The sequence below is a fragment of the Kytococcus sp. Marseille-QA3725 genome (assembly GCF_054950055.1).
The window spans coordinates 648899-665234 of sequence record NZ_JBUCLA010000001.1; the positions used below are offsets into that span (position 1 = coordinate 648899).

At 72.7% G+C, this 16336-nt stretch carries 15 protein-coding genes; 12 read left to right on the plus strand and 3 right to left on the minus strand.

Features of this window, described 5'->3' with window-relative positions:
* Nucleotides 1-16 precede the first annotated feature (16 nt).
* From pdxS to ACY8FT_RS02980, 10 genes are all read left to right on the plus strand, one after another.
* A complete protein-coding gene (pdxS, locus tag ACY8FT_RS02935) occupies nucleotides 17-913 on the plus strand; it encodes a pyridoxal 5'-phosphate synthase lyase subunit PdxS (protein WP_462417445.1) in 897 nt (298 codons plus the stop codon).
* On the plus strand, nucleotides 910-1587 hold the full coding sequence (gene pdxT, locus ACY8FT_RS02940) for a pyridoxal 5'-phosphate synthase glutaminase subunit PdxT (protein ID WP_462417446.1): 678 nt from the start codon (nucleotides 910-912) through the stop codon (nucleotides 1585-1587). Before pdxS ends, pdxT begins: the two co-directional genes overlap by 4 nt.
* Before the next feature lie 70 nt (nucleotides 1588-1657).
* The gene (locus ACY8FT_RS02945) at nucleotides 1658-2416 is read left to right on the plus strand and encodes a YebC/PmpR family DNA-binding transcriptional regulator (RefSeq protein ID WP_462417447.1); all 759 of its coding nucleotides are present in this window, start codon (nucleotides 1658-1660) and stop codon (nucleotides 2414-2416) included.
* A gap of 1 nt (nucleotide 2417) precedes the next feature.
* Complete coding sequence (gene ruvC, locus ACY8FT_RS02950; RefSeq protein WP_462417448.1) at nucleotides 2418-3041, plus strand: crossover junction endodeoxyribonuclease RuvC; 624 nt, start codon at nucleotides 2418-2420, stop codon at nucleotides 3039-3041.
* Nucleotides 3038-3658: a Holliday junction branch migration protein RuvA gene (gene ruvA / locus ACY8FT_RS02955; protein WP_462417449.1), complete on the plus strand. Its 621-nt coding sequence runs from the start codon at nucleotides 3038-3040 to the stop codon at nucleotides 3656-3658. The genes ruvC and ruvA overlap by 4 nt, the downstream gene beginning before the upstream one ends.
* Nucleotides 3655-4725, plus strand: coding sequence for a Holliday junction branch migration DNA helicase RuvB (gene ruvB, locus ACY8FT_RS02960; RefSeq protein ID WP_462417450.1), 1071 nt, complete (start codon nucleotides 3655-3657; stop codon nucleotides 4723-4725). Before ruvA ends, ruvB begins: the two co-directional genes overlap by 4 nt.
* A 98-nt stretch (nucleotides 4726-4823) precedes the next feature.
* Nucleotides 4824-6752: a protein translocase subunit SecD gene (secD, locus tag ACY8FT_RS02965; RefSeq protein WP_462417451.1), complete on the plus strand. Its 1929-nt coding sequence runs from the start codon at nucleotides 4824-4826 to the stop codon at nucleotides 6750-6752.
* Nucleotides 6752-7948, plus strand: a complete 1197-nt coding sequence (gene secF / locus ACY8FT_RS02970; RefSeq protein ID WP_462417452.1) for a protein translocase subunit SecF — start codon at nucleotides 6752-6754, stop codon at nucleotides 7946-7948. The genes secD and secF overlap by 1 nt, the downstream gene beginning before the upstream one ends.
* 56 nt (nucleotides 7949-8004) lie before the next feature.
* Nucleotides 8005-8568, plus strand: a complete 564-nt coding sequence (locus tag ACY8FT_RS02975; RefSeq protein ID WP_462417453.1) for an adenine phosphoribosyltransferase — start codon at nucleotides 8005-8007, stop codon at nucleotides 8566-8568.
* A 96-nt stretch (nucleotides 8569-8664) separates the two neighbouring features.
* On the plus strand, nucleotides 8665-10884 hold the full coding sequence (locus ACY8FT_RS02980) for a RelA/SpoT family protein (RefSeq protein ID WP_462417454.1): 2220 nt from the start codon (nucleotides 8665-8667) through the stop codon (nucleotides 10882-10884).
* A gap of 60 nt (nucleotides 10885-10944) precedes the next feature.
* Here ACY8FT_RS02980 and ACY8FT_RS02985 read toward each other — a convergent pair whose 3' ends face one another.
* Both ACY8FT_RS02985 and ACY8FT_RS02990 read right to left on the minus strand, forming a co-directional pair.
* Nucleotides 10945-12273, minus strand: coding sequence for a M18 family aminopeptidase (locus tag ACY8FT_RS02985; protein WP_462417455.1), 1329 nt, complete (start codon nucleotides 12271-12273; stop codon nucleotides 10945-10947).
* The gene (locus tag ACY8FT_RS02990) at nucleotides 12270-13850 is read right to left on the minus strand and encodes a DUF349 domain-containing protein (protein ID WP_462417456.1); all 1581 of its coding nucleotides are present in this window, start codon (nucleotides 13848-13850) and stop codon (nucleotides 12270-12272) included. Before ACY8FT_RS02990 ends, ACY8FT_RS02985 begins: the two co-directional genes overlap by 4 nt.
* Nucleotides 13851-13928: 78 nt before the next feature.
* On the opposite strand from ACY8FT_RS02990, the gene ACY8FT_RS02995 reads away from it, so the two are divergent.
* Nucleotides 13929-14627, plus strand: coding sequence for an MBL fold metallo-hydrolase (locus ACY8FT_RS02995; RefSeq protein ID WP_462417457.1), 699 nt, complete (start codon nucleotides 13929-13931; stop codon nucleotides 14625-14627).
* Between the two features lie 55 nt (nucleotides 14628-14682).
* On the opposite strand, the gene ACY8FT_RS03000 is transcribed toward ACY8FT_RS02995, so the two are convergent.
* The gene (locus ACY8FT_RS03000; RefSeq protein WP_462417458.1) at nucleotides 14683-15300 is read right to left on the minus strand and encodes a hypothetical protein; all 618 of its coding nucleotides are present in this window, start codon (nucleotides 15298-15300) and stop codon (nucleotides 14683-14685) included.
* A 29-nt stretch (nucleotides 15301-15329) separates the two neighbouring features.
* Here ACY8FT_RS03000 and ACY8FT_RS03005 point away from each other — a divergent pair, with 29 nt between their 5' ends.
* Nucleotides 15330-16298, plus strand: coding sequence for a site-specific tyrosine recombinase XerD (locus ACY8FT_RS03005; protein WP_462417459.1), 969 nt, complete (start codon nucleotides 15330-15332; stop codon nucleotides 16296-16298).
* Nucleotides 16299-16336: the final 38 nt, after the last annotated feature.

The window sequence follows — 16336 nt, forward strand, 5'->3', positions numbered from 1 at the left end:
GAAAGGCATCCCCGACGTGACTGACCAGAACCCCACCACCGGCACCGCCCGTGTGAAGCGCGGCATGGCCGAGATGCTCAAGGGCGGCGTGATCATGGACGTGGTCACCCCGGAGCAGGCCCGCATCGCCGAGGATGCCGGGGCCGTGGCGGTCATGGCCCTGGAGCGCGTCCCGGCCGACATCCGCACCGAGGGCGGCGTGGCCCGCATGAGCGACCCGGACCTCATCGACGGCATCATCGAGGCCGTCTCGATCCCGGTCATGGCCAAGGCCCGCATCGGCCACTTCGTCGAGGCGCAGGTGTTGCAGTCCCTCGGTGTCGACTACATCGACGAGTCCGAGGTCCTCACCCCGGCCGACTACGCCAACCACATCGACAAGTTCGCCTTCGACGTCCCCTTCGTCTGCGGCGCCACGAACCTGGGTGAGGCGCTGCGCCGCATCACCGAGGGCGCGGCCATGATCCGCTCCAAGGGCGAGGCCGGCACGGGTGACGTGTCCAACGCGACCACCCACATGCGCACCATCCGCGCGGAGATCAACCGGCTGCAGTCGATGGCCGAGGACGAGCTCTACGTGGCCGCCAAGGAGCTGCAGGCCCCGTACGAGCTGGTCAAGGAGGTGGCGCAGAACGGCAAGCTGCCGGTCGTGCTCTTCACCGCCGGCGGCATCGCCACCCCGGCCGACGCCGCGATGATGATGCAGCTGGGCGCCGAGGGCGTCTTCGTGGGCTCGGGCATCTTCAAGTCCGGCAACCCGGCCGAGCGCGCCAAGGCCATCGTCCAGGCGACCACCTTCCACGACGACCCGGCCAAGATCGCCGAGGTCTCCCGCGGCCTCGGCGAGGCCATGGTGGGCCTGAACGTCGAGGGCATCGCCGAGCCCCACCGTCTGGCCGAGCGCGGCTGGTGACCAGCACCGACCACCCGACCGGGGGCGCCGTGGACACGGCGCCCCCGGTCGGCGTCCTGGCGGTCCAGGGCGACGTGCGCGAGCACCTGCACGCGCTCGAGGCGAGCGGCGCCCGGACGGTGCCGGTGCGTCGCCGCGAGGAGCTCGACCGTGTCGACGGTCTGGTGATCCCCGGCGGGGAGTCGACGGTCATGGACAAGCTCTGCCGGCTCTTCGGCCTCGCCGAGCCGCTGCGTGAGCGCATCGGCGCCGGGATGCCGGTCTACGGCTCGTGCGCCGGCATGATCATGCTCGCCGACCGCGTGCTGGACGGGCACCGTGACCAGCAGACGCTCGGCGGCATCGACATGACGGTGCGCCGCAACGCCTTCGGCCGGCAGGTCGACTCCTTCGAGGTGGACCTGGAGGTGCCGACCCTGGGGGAGGGGGCGGACCCGGTGACGGCCGTCTTCATCCGCGCCCCGTGGGTGGAGCGCGTCGGGGCGGACGTCGAGGTGCTGGCCCGCGTGCCGCACCGCGCGGTGGAGGGCGACCCGGACAAGGAGGAGGCCGCCGACCGGATCGTGGCCGTGCGCCAGGGCAACCTGCTGGCGACCTCCTTCCACCCCGAGGTGACCGGGGACCGACGCATCCACCAGCTGTTCGTGGACCTGGTGCGCGTGGCCGACGCCTGAGGCGGCCTCGTCGGGGTCGATAGGATGACCCGCTGCACCTGAACCTTCCGAGACGACCAGAGGGAGCACCGTGGCCGGTCACTCCAAGTGGGCAACCACCAAGCACAAGAAGGCGGCGATCGACGCCAAGCGCGCCAAGCTGTTCGCGAAGCTCATCAAGAACATCGAGGTGGCGGCACGGATGGGCGGCGGTGACCCGGCCGGCAACCCGACCCTCTTCGACGCCATCCAGAAGGCCAAGAAGAGCTCGGTGCCCAACGACAACATCGACCGCGCCGTCAAGCGCGGCTCCGGTGCCGAGGCCGGTGCCGCCGACTACCAGAGCCTCACCTACGAGGGCTACGCCCCCGGCGGCGTGGGCCTCATCATCGAGTGCCTGAGCGACAACAAGAACCGTGCCGTCATGGAGGTCCGCACCGCCCTGACCCGCAACGGCGGGCAGATGGCCGACTCCGGCTCGGTGACCTTCAACTTCCAGCGCAAGGGCGTCATCGTCGTCTCCGAGGCCGGGCGCTCCGAGGACGAGCTCATGGAGATCGTCCTGGAGGCCGGTGCCGAGGAGCTCACCGACCTGGGCGAGGGCGGCTTCGAGATCACCACCGAGCCGTCGGACATGGTCGACGTGCGCACGGCGCTCCAGGAGGCGGAGGTCGACTACGACTCCGCCGACGTGAAGATGCTGCCGATCACGCCGATCGAGCTCGACGCCGACGGGGCGCGCAAGCTGTTCAAGCTCATCGACGCGCTCGAGGACTGCGACGACGTGCAGGAGGTCTACGCCGCCGCCGACGTCCCCGACGCCGTGCTGGCCGAGCTGGACGAGGACTGAGGTGCGGGTCCTCGGCGTCGATCCCGGCCTCACGCGGTGCGGGCTGGGCGTGGTCGAGGGCCGACGGGGTGGCGCGCTGCGGATGGTGGCGGTCGACGTCGCCCGCACGAACGCCGACGCGCCCACCGAGCAGCGACTGCTGGCGGTCAGCCGGCGCGTCGAGGAGTGGATCGAGCGGCACGAGCCGGACGCGGTGGCGGTCGAGCGCATCTTCGCCCGCTCGGACGTCAGCACGATCATGGGCACGGTGCAGGCCAGCGGAGTGGCGCTGGTGGCCGCGGCGCGGGCCGGCGTCGAGGTGGCGCAGCACACGCCCAGCGAGGTCAAGGCCGCGGTGTGCGGCAACGGACGGGCCGGCAAGGAGCAGGTGACCTCCATGGTCACGCGCATCCTGCGGCTGTCCGAGGCGCCGCGACCGGCGGACGCCGCCGACGCGCTGGCTCTGGCCGTCGCGCAGATCTGGCGCGGCGGGGGACAGCGGCAGCTGGCCGCGGCGGCCGGCCTGGGCGACGGCAGGGCGCGCTGGGAGCAGGCGGTGCACGCGCAGTCCGCGGCCCGGGAGCGGGCCGCGGCCAGGTGGCGCGCCGCACAGGACGAAGCACGACGGAGCAGGAGGACCAGGTGATCAGCTCGCTCGAGGGCACCGTGGCGCACGTGGGCCTGGACCAGGTGGTGGTCGAGGTCGGCGGCGTCGGCATGGGTGTCCGGGTTCCCCCGCAGGTCCCGGCGGAGCTCCGCGTGGGGCAGTCGGTGCGGCTGGAGACCACGCTGGTGGTGCGCGAGGACTCCCTGACCCTCTACGGCTTCCTCGACGCCGACACCCGCGAGGTCTTCGAGACGGTGCAGTCCGTCTCGGGCGTCGGGCCGCGGCTGGCGCTGGCGCTGGTCGCGGTGCTCACCCCGGCCGAGTTCGCGCGCGCCGTGGCGGCCGAGGACCTGGGCGCCCTGACGAGCGTCCCCGGCATCGGTCGCAAGGGGGCCCAGCGGCTGGTGCTCGAGCTGGCCAGCAAGCTGCCCGCCGCGCCCGAGGAGGCCGCACCCGCCGACACCCCGCAGACGCCGGCCGAGGGGGAGGGGCCGGCGTGGGCCGGGCAGGTGCGCGAGGCCCTCGAGGGACTCGGGTGGAACGCCACGCAGGCCGCCCGGGCGACCGATGCCGTCGTCGCCCGCCACGCCGAGGAGGCGCCCGCGCCCGCCCTGCCGGAGCTGCTGCGTGAGGCGCTGCGGGAGGCCTCGGCATGAGCGACCCCTGGGACCGCAGCGGAACCGACGCCGACGGGCGGATCGTGGACCCCGCCGCGGGCGAGGAGGACGCCGGACACGACGCGGCCCTGCGTCCCCGGCACCTGGCGGACCTGGCCGGGCAGGACCGGGTGCGCGACCAGCTCCACCTCGTCCTGGAGGCGGCCCGTCGCCGCGGCACGCCGGCCGACCACGTCCTGCTGTCGGGGCCGCCCGGGCTGGGCAAGACGACGCTGGCGATGATCGTGGCCGCCGAGATGTCCGCCCCCATCCGCATCACCTCGGGGCCGGCGATCCAGCACGCCGGTGACCTGGCGGCGATCCTGTCGTCGCTGGCCGAGGGGGAGGTGCTCTTCCTCGACGAGATCCACCGGATGTCCCGGGCCGCCGAGGAGATGCTCTACCTGGCGATGGAGGACTTCCGGGTCGACGTCGTCGTGGGCAAGGGCCCTGGCGCGACCGCCATCCCGCTGGAGCTGCCGCCCTTCACCGTGGTCGGTGCGACGACGCGCTCCGGGCTGCTGCCCGCCCCGCTGCGCGACCGCTTCGGCTTCACCGGCCACCTCGACTACTACGCCGCCGAGGACCTCGCGAGGATCCTCGAGGTGAACGCGGTCAAGCTGGGCATCGCCAGCGAGCCGGACGGCATCGCGGAGATCGCGCGCCGCTCGCGGGGGACGCCCCGCATCGCCAACCGCCTGCTGCGCCGGGTGCGCGACTGGGCGCAGGTGCACGGTCACCGGGTCGTCACGGCGGACGCCTCCCGCGAGGCGCTGGCGCTCTTCGACGTCGACCTGCTGGGACTGGACCGGCTGGACCGAGCCGTCCTGGAGGCCCTGTGCCACCGCTTCGACGGGGGGCCGGTGGGGCTCACCACGCTGGCGGTGGCCGTCGGGGAGGAGGCGGACACCGTCGAGACCGTCGCCGAGCCCTACCTGGTGCGGGAGGGCTTCATGGTCCGCACCCCACGCGGCCGGGCCGCCACGGCGGCCGCATGGGAGCACCTGGGGGCGGATCCTCCGGGGACCACCGCGGGTCGGTTCGGTCACCAACCACCGCTCGCCTAGACTCACGTCCCGCCGCGCCCGAGGGGGCGGCAACCATCCACGAACCGAGGTAAGTCCATGCCGATGCTGCGCGAGCGGGCCCGCCGGGGGGTGCGCCGATGAACCTGCGTGCCCAGCGGGCCAAGGCCGTCAACACCCTGCTCACCCTGTTGCTGTTGCTGATGCTGCTCTTCGGCGGGTTGGGTGCCGCCCACCTGTTCGCCAAGCCGCAGGCGTCCCTGACGCCCCAGCTCGGCCTCGACCTCGAGGGGGGCCAGCAGATCATCCTGGAGCCCGCCGTCGACGGTGGCGAGGTGGACAGCGGTCAGGTGGACCAGGCGGTCAACATCATCCGCCAGCGCGTCGACGGCTCCGGTGTGGCCGAGGCCGAGGTGACGACCCTGGGCGGTCGCAACATCTCCGTCGCGATGCCCGGTACCCCGGACCCGGCGACCATCGAGTCGCTGCAGGCCTCCAGCAGCATGACCTTCCGCGAGGTGCTCGCCGCCGAGGGTGGCGCGCCGGAGCCGGAGAACCCGGACACGCTGCCGGGGTACGGGGGCTCCTCCGGTGACAAGAAGTCCGGTGGTGAGAAGTCGGGTGGGAAGTCCGGCGACGAGAAGTCGGGCTCCTCGGACAAGGCCTCCGGCTCCTCGAAGGAGAAGGAGTCCGGTTCCTCGCCGACCTCGGCCGAGGGCGTGTGGCCGGCCGACGCCTCCCCGAAGCCGTCGGGCTCCGCGGACGAGGGCTCGAGCGACAAGGGCTCCTCGGAGCCGAAGAGCTCTGGTGACGCCAGTGCACCGGCCCCGGGGGCCCCGGGCAGCCAGCCCAGCGCCCCCGGCGGCCAGCAGCAGACGGGCAGCAAGTCGCCCGAGGAGGGGCACGGTGCCGAGATCGCGATCCCGAAGGACGTGCAGAAGCGCTTCGAGGAGTTCGACTGCAGCGACGAGAAGGCTCGCAAGAAGGCGCAGAACGCCGGTGACGACGAGTTCGTCATCGCTTGCGACCCGAACGGCCAGGAGAAGTTCCTCCTGAGCCCCACCCGCATCCAGGGCTCCAGCATCGCCGACGCGTCGTCCGGCCCCGCCACGAACCAGCAGGGCCAGCCGACCGGTGAGATCGCCGTGAACATGGAGCTCGACGAGAAGGGTGCCGACACCTTCGCCGACCTCTCGGCCGTCATGGCCGGGCAGGAGCAGGGCTCGCCCTACAACCGGTTCGCGATGCTGCTGGACGGTGAGGTCATCAGCGCTCCCGGCATGCGGCAGACGATCACCAACGGCGAGGCCTCGATCACCGGTGACTTCACCGCCGAGCAGGGCGAGGCCCTGGCCGACCAGCTGAAGTTCGGCGCCCTGCCGTTCAGCTTCGACCTGCAGTCCTCCGAGCAGATCAGCCCCACCCTGGGTGAGGAGCAGCTGCGCTGGGGCATTTGGGCCGGCGTGATCGGCCTCGCCCTGGTCGCCGTGTACTCGCTCTTCCAGTACCGCGCGCTGGGCCTGGTGACGCTCGCCTCCCTGGCCCTGGCCGCCCTCCTTGCCTACGGCGCCGTGGTGCTGCTGGGCTGGCAGTACAACCTGCGCCTGACCATGGCCGGCATCACCGGACTCATCGTCGCCATCGGCATCACGGCGGACTCGTTCATCGTCTACTTCGAGCGCATCCGCGACGAGGTGCGCGACGGAAGACCGCTGCGGAACGCCGTGGACACCGGGTGGGCCCGTGCCCGCCGGACGATCCTTGTCTCAGACGCGGTGAACCTGCTGGCCGCGGCGATCCTGTATCTGCTCAGCGAGGCGAACGTGAAGGCGTTCGCGTTCATGCTGGGTCTGACCACGATCATCGACCTGATCGTCGTCATGCTGTTCACGCACCCCGTGGTCACCCTACTGGCGCAGACCCGCTTCTTCGGGCGGGGCCACCGGCTCTCGGGCATGAACCCCGAGAGCCTGGGTGCCCGGCCGACCACCTACGTCGGCCGCGGACGGGTGCGCTCGCTGCCCGACCCGAAGCCGGCGAACGGCACCAGCACGGAGGTCGCTCTCTGATGGGTTTCGCACAGTTCGGAAACGACCTCCACACGGGCCGTCGGCAGTTCGACTTCGTCGGCCGCCGCAAGATCTGGTACGCCGTCTCGGCCGTCCTGCTGGGCTTGACCCTCATCGGCATCTTCGGCCGGGGTCTCAACCTCGGTCTGGAGTTCACCGGTGGCTCGGACTTCCGCATCGCGGGGGTCAGCGACACGAGCAACTACGAGGAGCGGGCGACCGAGGCGCTCTCCTCGGTCGCCTCAGGTGACGAGGCCGTCCGCTCCAGCGTCATCGGTGGGGACACCGTGCGTGTGCAGACCGCCGAGGTCGAGGGCGGCTCGCAGGGGGTCGACCGGGCCCGCGCCGCACTCGCGGAGGAGTTCTCGGTGCCACCCAAGGACGTCGCCGGCTCGCTGGTCGGGCCCTCCTGGGGCAAGGAGGTCAGCCAGAAGGCACTCGTGGCCCTGGGTACCTTCCTCGTGCTGGTGTCCCTGGTGCTCGCGCTGTACTTCCGCACCTGGAAGATGGCCGTGGCCGCACTGGTCGCGCTGCTGCACGACCTCGTCTTCACCGTGGGCGCGTTCGCGCTCCTGGGCTTCGAGGTCTCCCCGGCGACCGTGATCGGCTTCCTGACCATCCTCGGCTACTCGCTCTACGACACCGTGGTCGTGTTCGACAAGCTGCGGGAGAACACGGACGACGCGCTCAAGCACAAGAGCAAGACCTTCGCACAGGCCGCGAACACGGCCGTCAACCAGACCCTGGTGCGCTCCATCAACACCTCGGTCGTGGCGCTGCTGCCGGTCGGGGCGATCCTCCTGGTCGGCTTCGCGAAGCTCGGCCCGGGCACGCTGCTGGACCTCTCGCTGGCGCTGTTCATCGGCATCGCGATCGGTACCTTCTCCTCGATCTTCATCGCGACCCCGCTGCTGGTGCAGTTGCGTGAGGGCGAGCAGGGGATCCGCGAGCACGACGCCGAGGTGCGCACCCGCCAGCGGGCTCGGGCGGCCGCGATCATCGCCCGCCGCAAGGAGCAACGCACCGATGCCGCCGAGGACGCGTCCGGTGCCACGCCGGCACCCGCGGACGCCCCGGCGGACGGGGCAGCGCCCGAGGGCGAGGCCGTGGCACCCTCTGCGGTGGGCGCGGGCTCGGGTCGGACCATCGCCGGTGGCGGACGTCCCCGTCACCCCGCCGCCTGGGGGAGCCAGTGACGGTCACCCCGCCCACCCGCGCGCTCCCGCGCACCGTCTGACACCGGAGGAGTCCCATGGACGCACGCCCGTCGCAGCCCGAGACCCCGCAGGGTGAGGAGCTCTCCGAGCTCGTCGCCTCCCGGCTGGAGGACATCCCGGACTTCCCGAAGCCCGGCGTCGTCTTCAAGGACTTCACCCCGCTGCTGCGCGACCCCCACGCCAGCCGCGCGGTGGTGGACGACGTCGTGCGTCGCCGCGGTGGGCAGGTCGACGTGGTGGTCGGCATCGAGGCCCGCGGGTTCATCCTGGGATCGGCGATGGCGCACGCGCTGGGGGTCGGCTTCGTGCCGGTGCGCAAGGCGGGCAAGCTGCCCGGTGAGACGCACTCGGCCAGCTACACCCTGGAGTACGGCACCGCCACCATCGAGATGCACAAGGACGCGGTCCGCCCCGGCGACCGGGTGCTGATCGTCGACGACGTGCTCGCCACCGGCGGCACCGCCGCGGCTTGCGTGCGGCTGGTCCGGGAGGCCGGCGCGACCGTCACGGGCCTCGAGGTCGTGCTCGAGCTCGGCTTCCTCGGTGGTCGGGCGCAGCTGGAGGGGATCGACGTCGTGAGCCTGCTCGTCCAGGACTGAGCGCCCCCGGCTCCCACGGCCCCGCACCGCCCGCCGGCGGTGTGGGGCTGCTCACGTCACGCCGGAATTGGCGGGAACGCCGCGTATCATCCCGACATGAGCCAACCGACCCGTCCCGCGACGGGCTGGACCGTGCGCGAACGCCTGGCCCGCCTGGGCACCTCGCGGACGGAGACCCCGGAGCTCGCGCCGCTCATGAAGCGGCTGCGGCAGCGGGGTGACAAGGCCGACCTGAGCGTCGTCGAGCGCGCCTACCGGGTGGCCGCCCGGGCGCACGAGGGCCAGTTCCGCAAGAGCGGGGACCCTTACATCACGCACCCGGTGGCCGTGGCCGGCCTGCTGGCGGACCTGGGCATGGACGCCCCCACCGTCGCGGCGGCGCTGCTGCACGACACCGTCGAGGACACCGAGTACAGCCAGGAGCAGCTGGAGGCGGACTTCGGGCCGGAGATCGCACTGCTGGTCGACGGCGTCACCAAGCTGGACAAGGTGCACTACGGCGACAGCGCGCAGGCCGAGACCGTGCGCAAGATGGTCGTGGCGATGTCCAAGGACATCCGGGTGCTGGTCATCAAGCTCGCCGACCGCCTGCACAACGCGCGCACCTGGCGCTACGTCTCGCCCGAGAGCGCCTGGCGCAAGGCCGTCGAGACGCTGGACATCTACACGCCGCTGGCCCACCGGCTGGGCATGAACGCCATCAAGTGGGAGCTGGAGGACCTCTCCTTCCGCTTCTCGCGACCGGCGGTGTACCAGGAGGTCGTGCGGCAGGTGGCCGCCGCGGCGCCGCAGCGCGAGGAGTACCTCGGCGAGATCCGCCAGCAGCTCGAGAAGGCGATGGCCGACGCCCGTCTGCCGGGTGTCATCACCGGGCGCGAGAAGCACTACTGGTCGATCTACCAGAAGATGACCGCACGGGGCCGGGCCTTCGAGGACATCCACGACCTCATCGCGCTGCGGATCATGGTGCAGGACGTCGCCAGCTGCTACCACGCGCTGGGGCTCGTCCACTCGCTGTTCACGCCGCTGCCCAACCGCATCAAGGACTACATCGCCACGCCGAAGGGCAACGGCTACCAGTCCCTGCACACCACGGTGATGGGCACCGGGGGCAAGCCGGTGGAGATCCAGATCCGCACCCACGAGATGCACCGGCTGGCCGAGTACGGCGTGGCAGCGCACTGGCGCTACAAGCAGCGCGACGGGCGGGACCGGTCCGGGCAGGACCTCTCCTGGCTGCGGGAGACCATGGACCTGGCCATGGACGCCAGCAGCGAGGACTTCATGGATACGCTGCGCTTCCAGATCTCCTCGCCGGAGGTCTTCGTGTTCACGCCCAAGGGCAAGCTCATCTCGCTGGCGCAGGGCTCCACCCCGGTGGACATGGCCTACGCCATCCACACCGACGTGGGCCACAAGGCCGTGGGCGCCAAGGTGAACGGCCGGATGGTGCCGCTGGACACGCAGCTGGAGAACGGCGACTCGGTCGAGATCCTCACCGCGAAGGGGGAGAACGCCGGCCCGTCGCGGGACTGGTTCACCTTCGTGGCCACCCCGCGGGCGCGCTCGAAGATCAAGCAGTGGTTCAGCCGCGAGCGCAAGGCCGAGATGACGGCCGCCGGCCACGACCGGCTGGTGCGGGCGCTGCGCAAGGCCGACCTGCCGGTCAAGCAGTGGACCCGCGAGGAGGCCCTCGCCCCGGTGGTCGAGAAGCTCAGCCTCCACGACCGCGACGGGGTGTTCCAGGCGATCGGGGAGCGGCGCACCTCGGTCGGTCACGTCATCGAGCTGCTGCGGCAGGCCCACGCGCCCGAGGAGCCCGAGCCGCTGGCCCCGGCCGAGCCGGTCACGGCCCCACGACGCCGCCCGGACGAGGCGCCCGTGCACATCGTGGGCTCGGACGACGTGTGGAGCCACCTGGCGGTCTGCTGCGCGCCGGTGCCCGGGGACGACATCGTCGGCTACGTGACCACCGGTCGCGGGGTCTCGGTGCACCGCAGCGACTGCCCGAACGTCGAGAAGCTGCTGGAGAGCCCCGAGCGCGTGGTGCAGGTGGCCTGGGACGCCCGCTCCCGCGGCACGTTCACGGTGCGGCTCGGGCTGGAGGCGCTGGACCGCAACGGCCTGGTGGCCGACGTGCTGCGTGCCACCGGCGAGCTCGGTCTGGTCCTGTCGGACATGGCGTTCACCTCGTCCGACGGCCGGACCGCCTACGGGCGCCTGGAGTTCGAGCTCGGCGAGGTCGAGTACCTGGAGCACGTGGTCAGCGTGCTGCGACAGGTGCGCGGCGTCTACTCCGTCACCCGGTCGTCCTGAGCCCCGGCACCGCACCTGGTGACGGGGCGGCGCCAAGGCCCGGTGGCCCGACGCGGCGGCTCAGGCCGGGTCGAGGAAGGACGCCAGGCAGGCGACGTACATCGCCTGGTCGGCGGTGCCGCAGGCCTCGCGGACGCTGTGCATCGAGAGCGTCGGCGCGCCGAAGTCGACCGTCGTCGCCCCGGTGAGGGCTGCCGTCATCGGGCCGACGGTGCTGCCGCAGGGCAGGTCGGACCGGGTGACGAACTCCTGCATCGGCACCCCGGCCTGCTGGCAGGCCAGGCGGAAGGCCGCCGTGCCGACCCCGTCGGTGGCGTAGCGCAGGTTGGTGTTCACCTTGAGCACCGGACCGCCGTTGACGTCGATGGTGTGCCCGGACTCGTGCCGGTCGGCGTAGTTCGGGTGGGTGGCGTGGGCCATGTCGCCGGAGGCGATGACCGTGGCGGCCAGCGCCCGCAGATGGTCCTCGCGCGTGCCGCCGCGGGCCAGCACGATGCGCTCCAGCACCGCCGGGAGCAGCTGCGAGAAGGCGCCGCGCTCGGACATCGAGCCGACCTCCTCGTGGTCGAACAGCGCGATGACCGGGATCGCGGCCAGGTCGCCCTGCGGCTGCTCGACCGCGTCGACGATCGCGCGGACCGCCGCGTAGGAGGTCGCGAGGTTGTCCAGCCGGGCCGACGCGATGAGGCCCCCGTCGATCCCGATGCGGGCCGCCCCGGTGAGGTCGTAGGTCATGAGGTCCCAGCCCAGGACGTCCTCGGCGGTCACCTCCAGCCGCTCGGCGAGCCAGGTGGTGAACGGCGGGGCGTCGGGGGAGACCGACCAGTGCGGCACCAGGTGGCGCTGGGCGTTGAAGGACTCGCCCTCCTTGACCGCCCGGTCGAGGTGGATGGCCAGGCGCGAGACCCGCAGGAGCGGCTCGTCCACGTCCAGCAGCACGGTGCGCACGCCGCTGGGGACGGCCGCGTCGCGGAGCGTCACCCGCCCGGCCAGTCCGAGGTCGCGGTCCAGCCAGGAGTTCGTGATGAGGCCGCCGTAGGGCTCCACCGCAAGCTGCGCGAAGCCGACCGAGGAGACGTCCGGGCGCGGCTTGATGCGCAGGTTGGGGGAGTCGGTGTGGGCCCCGACCACGCGGAACCCGGTGGCGGCGTCGGCACCCTCGGGCAGGGCCTCGGTGCTCCAGGCCACCAGCGAACCGCCGCGCACGAGGTAGTGGCGACCGGGCGCCGAGGGCAGGGCGTCGGTCTCCGGCACCTCGACGAAACCGGCCTCCTCCAGCAGCTCGGCGGCCGCGCCGACGGCGTGGAAGGGGGTGGGGGAGTCGTCGAGGTAGGCGATCAGCCCTGCCGCGACCTCGTCGGTGTCGAACCGGCTGATGCGGGCGCTCACCGGTCACCCCCGAACTCGGCGACGCCCTCGCGGGCCTGGTCCAGCCACGCCTGCTTGGTCTCCAGCTCCTTGCGGACCTTCGCGGCACGCTTCTCGTCGCCGGCGGCCTCGGCCTTGGCGAGCTTCACCTCCAGGTCCTGCACGGCGCTCTCGAGCTGCGTGGCGAAGAGCGAGGCGCGCTGGGCGTGCTCGGGGGAGGTCTTCTTCCACTGCAGGTCCTCCGCCTCGCGGAGGGCCTGCTCCACGGCGCGCATGCGGCCCTCGATGCGCTTGACGTCCGCACGCGGCACCATGCCCGCGGCCTCGAAGCGCTCCTGGATGCCGCGGAGCTGCCGCTTGGTCGTGTTCAGGTCCTTGACCGGCAGGAGCGCCTCGGCCTCGGCCAGCAGCGCCTCCTTGGCCGGCACGTTGGCCGCGTACTCCTCGTCCCGGGCCGCCGCCTCGGCGTCCTTGGCGTCGAAGAACCGGTCCTGCGCGCTGCGGAACTGCTCCCACAGGGCGTCGTCCACCGAGCGCTGGGCGCGCCCCGCGCGCTTCCAGTCCTGCATCAGGCGCTTGAAGGCACCCGCGGTCGACGGGTCGTCCGTGTGGGTGGACAGGCGCTCGGCCTGCTTGACGAGCTCCTCCTTGGTGCGGCGGGCCTCCTCGCGCTCGGCGTCGAGCTGGGCGAAGTGGGCCTTGCGCACCTTGTCGAAGCTGTTGCGCGCGGCGGCCAGCCGCTGCCAGAGCTCGTTCTCGGTCGGCTTGTCCAGCCGGATCTGGGCGCGCTGCATCGCCTTCCAGTCGTCCACCATGTGGCGCATGCGGTCGCTGGCGGCCTTCCACTGCATCTGCGAGGGGTCGGTCGCCGCGATGGTCTCGGCCTCCACCACGAGGCGCTCCCGCTCGGCGGCGGCCTCGGCACGCGCCTCGGCACGCTGGGCCTGGTCGCTGCGCTCCTTGTCGCGCAGGGCCTCGGTCAGCTCGTCGAGGACGGTGGCCAGGGCGGCGTAGTCACCCACCATCGGGGTCTCGTCCACGTGGGTGCGCAGGGCCTCCAGCGACTGACGGCCCTCGGCGGCGGTCACGGTGCCGGCGTGGATGCGCTGGGCCAGCAGCACCGCGGAGGCCGCGATCTCCTCGAACTTGCGCACGAAGTAGGCGACCGCCTCGTCGGCGTCGGCACCGGGGTAGCTGCCGACCACGGTGGTCGTGCCGTCGGCATCGGTGCGGACGACCTCGCCGTCCTCGGCCACCGAGCCGAAGCGGGACATGTCCCCCTCGGTGATGCCCGAGGTGTCGACCAGCGGGCCGGGCACCGGGGTGGGCGTGAAGGTGGCGCGCTGCGCGGCGGGACGCTGCCGGCCGCCACCGCCACCGCCGGTGGGCGTGCCCTTGCCGCCGGCAGGGGCGCCGCCGACGGGCGTCACCGGCGGGGCCGGACGCTTGCGGGCCAGGGCCCCGGGGGAGGGGACGCCGCCGGGCTTCGGTGCCGGGGAGGGCTTGGGGGCGGTCACCCCCGTCTCGTCGGGGGTCCCGGTGGTCTCGGGACGCCCGGCGTCCTCGGGGGTGGACGTGGTCTGATCAGCCGCGTTCATGGTTGCCTCTCTCGGCGGACGGTTCGCTCGGGCCAGTCTAGGTAACCGCCTAGGCGCGCCGCGCCTAGGCTGGCGCACATGCTCACGCTCGCGATCCCTGCCACCGCCTTCGGCACCAACTGCTACATCGTGGCCCCCGCGGCGGGGGAGGAGTGCGTGGTCATCGACCCCGGCTTCGGGGTGGTCGAGCGACTGCGTGACGCGCTGGCGGAGCACCGCCTGCGCCCGGCCGCGGTGCTGCTCACGCACGGCCACCTGGACCACACGATGAGCGTGGCGCCCGTCTGCGGAGGGACGGTCGGTGCCTACATCCACTCCGACGACCGCTACCGGCTGACCGACCCGCGGCAGGGTCTCTCCGAGCACATGTGGGCGATGCTGCAGCAGGAGTTCGGGGGCGCCGTCGGGTGGAAGGAGCCCGACGAGGTGCACGAGATCACCGGCTCCGCCCGGCTGGAGCTCGCGGGGATGAGCTTCGGGGTGCGTCACGCACCGGGCCACACCGAGGGCAGCGTTCTCTTCGACGTCGACCGGGTGCCGGAGGTCGTCAGCAGCGCGGGCACCGACCTGACCGCGAGCACGTTCACCGGTGACGTCCTGTTCGCCGGGTCCATCGGGCGGACGGACCTGCCCGGCGGTGACCCGGCGGCGATGCAGCGGTCGCTGCGCGACGTCGTGCTGTCGACGCCCGACGACACGATGGTGCTGCCCGGTCACGGCCGCGCGAGCACGATGGCCCACGAGCGGGCCGCGAACCCCTTCCTGCAGGACCTCTGAGCCCCGGAGGGCCTCCCGCGCGGCCGGGGAGGGCAGCCCCACCGGTCCGTGCGGATCAGTCGCGTGGTGCTGGCAGGTGGACGCCCAGCTCCCGCGCCTCGGCCTCCGCGAGATCCCGGACCACCCGCTCGTCACCTCGGCGCCAGGCTCCGACCGGGTCGCGGTCCAGGGAGGCGAGCTGACCGACCGACAGGTGGGAGAGGGCCCGCAGGGCGAGCAGGGACTCGGGGTCGTCCACGCGGCGAAGGTTCGCCGCGGTGGTCGCCGAGCGCACCGCGAAGTGCAGGCGGAAGGGCAGCCACACGAGCACCGCGGTGAGGATCGGCCCGCCGCTCACGGTCAGCCACAGCAGGTCGGCCAGCGACTCCCCGTTGGCCAGCAGCTCCCGCCCCGTCTCGCTGATGGGGTCGCCGACGCCCAGCAGGCCGTCGAGCGCACCGGACATCGCGTCACCGACCAGCGGGAGGTCACCGAGGCGCTCGTCGGCGTCGGCGATGCCGTCGTTGAGCTCGTCCCCGGTCTCCACGAGGCGCTCGGCGGGGCGGAATCGCTCCAGGGTCTGGTGGTGCACGGCGCGTCCGATGAGCACCCACAGGACCGCCCAGGCGGCGACGGCGAGGTCCGTGAGCACCTGCAGCGAGCGACGGGTGGGGGCGGAGGAGTACCAGGCCATGGGGCCCAAGCCTGCCCCACACTGGGGGGATGAGTCGTCGCCCCACCGCGCAGCCCCCGTCCGAGAGCCCCCTGTGGCCGGCGGTGGAGGAGTGGCTGGCGCACCTCGCGGTCGAGCGCGGTCTGAGCCGCAACACCACGGCCGCCTACCGTCGCGACCTCCTCGCCTGGGTGGAGCACCTGGACGGTCGGGGGCAGCGGGAGTGGGGCCGGGTCACGACGCAGGACGTCCGCGACCACCTGCAGGCGCTCACCGCCTCGGGACTGGCGCGCAGCTCGGTGACCCGACGGCTCGTGGCCGTGCGGCGCTTCCACGCCTTCGCGCTGCTCGAGGGCTGGGTGGGGGCCGACGTCGCGGCGGAGGTCCCGCCCCCGGCGGCTGCCCAGCGACTGCCGAAGGCCCTGCCGCTGGACCAGGTGCAGCGGCTCATCGAGGCCACCGGCCCGGTGGAGGGCGCCGACGACGCGCTGGCGACGGCGGTCGCCCGGCGGGACCGGGTGCTGCTGGAGCTGCTCTACGGCACCGGTGCCCGCGTCTCGGAGGTCACCGGGCTGGACGTCGACGACGTGGACCTCGTCGCCGCCGTGGTCCGCCTCGTCGGGAAGGGCGGCAAGGAGCGCCACGTCCCCTTGGGTGGGGCGGCCTCCACCGCGGTCTCGGACTGGCTCACGGCGGGGCGCCCGGTGCTGGCCGCCCGCAGCGGCACGAGCTCGCCCGGCCCGGCGCTCCTGCTCAACCAGCGCGGTCGCCGGCTCGGTCGGCAGAGTGCGTGGGCGGCGGTGGTCGAGGCGGGGGAGCGGGCAGGGCTCGACGAGCCGCTCAGTCCGCACACCCTGCGCCACAGCTACGCCACGCACCTGATGGCCGGTGGCGCGGACGTGCGGGTGGTGCAGGAGCTGCTCGGTCACGCGTCGGTGACCACCACGCAGATCTACACGCGGGTCACGCCGGACCACCTGCGGGAGGTGTTCCAGCAGACGCACCCCCGTGCGCGATAGTTCCTCCGGCACTGTGGATCTCGCTTTTTGACACATAA

Coding starts and splice junctions, on each gene's coding strand:
- ruvB (WP_462417450.1), top strand. CDS start 3,655: ATGAGCGACCCCTGGGACCGCAGCGGAACCGACGCCGACGGGCGGATC.
- secD (WP_462417451.1), top strand. CDS start 4,824: ATGAACCTGCGTGCCCAGCGGGCCAAGGCCGTCAACACCCTGCTCACC.
- secF (WP_462417452.1), top strand. CDS start 6,752: ATGGGTTTCGCACAGTTCGGAAACGACCTCCACACGGGCCGTCGGCAG.
- ACY8FT_RS02975 (WP_462417453.1), top strand. CDS start 8,005: ATGGACGCACGCCCGTCGCAGCCCGAGACCCCGCAGGGTGAGGAGCTC.
- ACY8FT_RS02980 (WP_462417454.1), top strand. CDS start 8,665: ATGAGCCAACCGACCCGTCCCGCGACGGGCTGGACCGTGCGCGAACGC.
- ACY8FT_RS02990 (WP_462417456.1), bottom strand. CDS start 13,850: ATGAACGCGGCTGATCAGACCACGTCCACCCCCGAGGACGCCGGGCGT.
- ACY8FT_RS02995 (WP_462417457.1), top strand. CDS start 13,929: ATGCTCACGCTCGCGATCCCTGCCACCGCCTTCGGCACCAACTGCTAC.
- ACY8FT_RS03000 (WP_462417458.1), bottom strand. CDS start 15,300: ATGGCCTGGTACTCCTCCGCCCCCACCCGTCGCTCGCTGCAGGTGCTC.
- ACY8FT_RS03005 (WP_462417459.1), top strand. CDS start 15,330: ATGAGTCGTCGCCCCACCGCGCAGCCCCCGTCCGAGAGCCCCCTGTGG.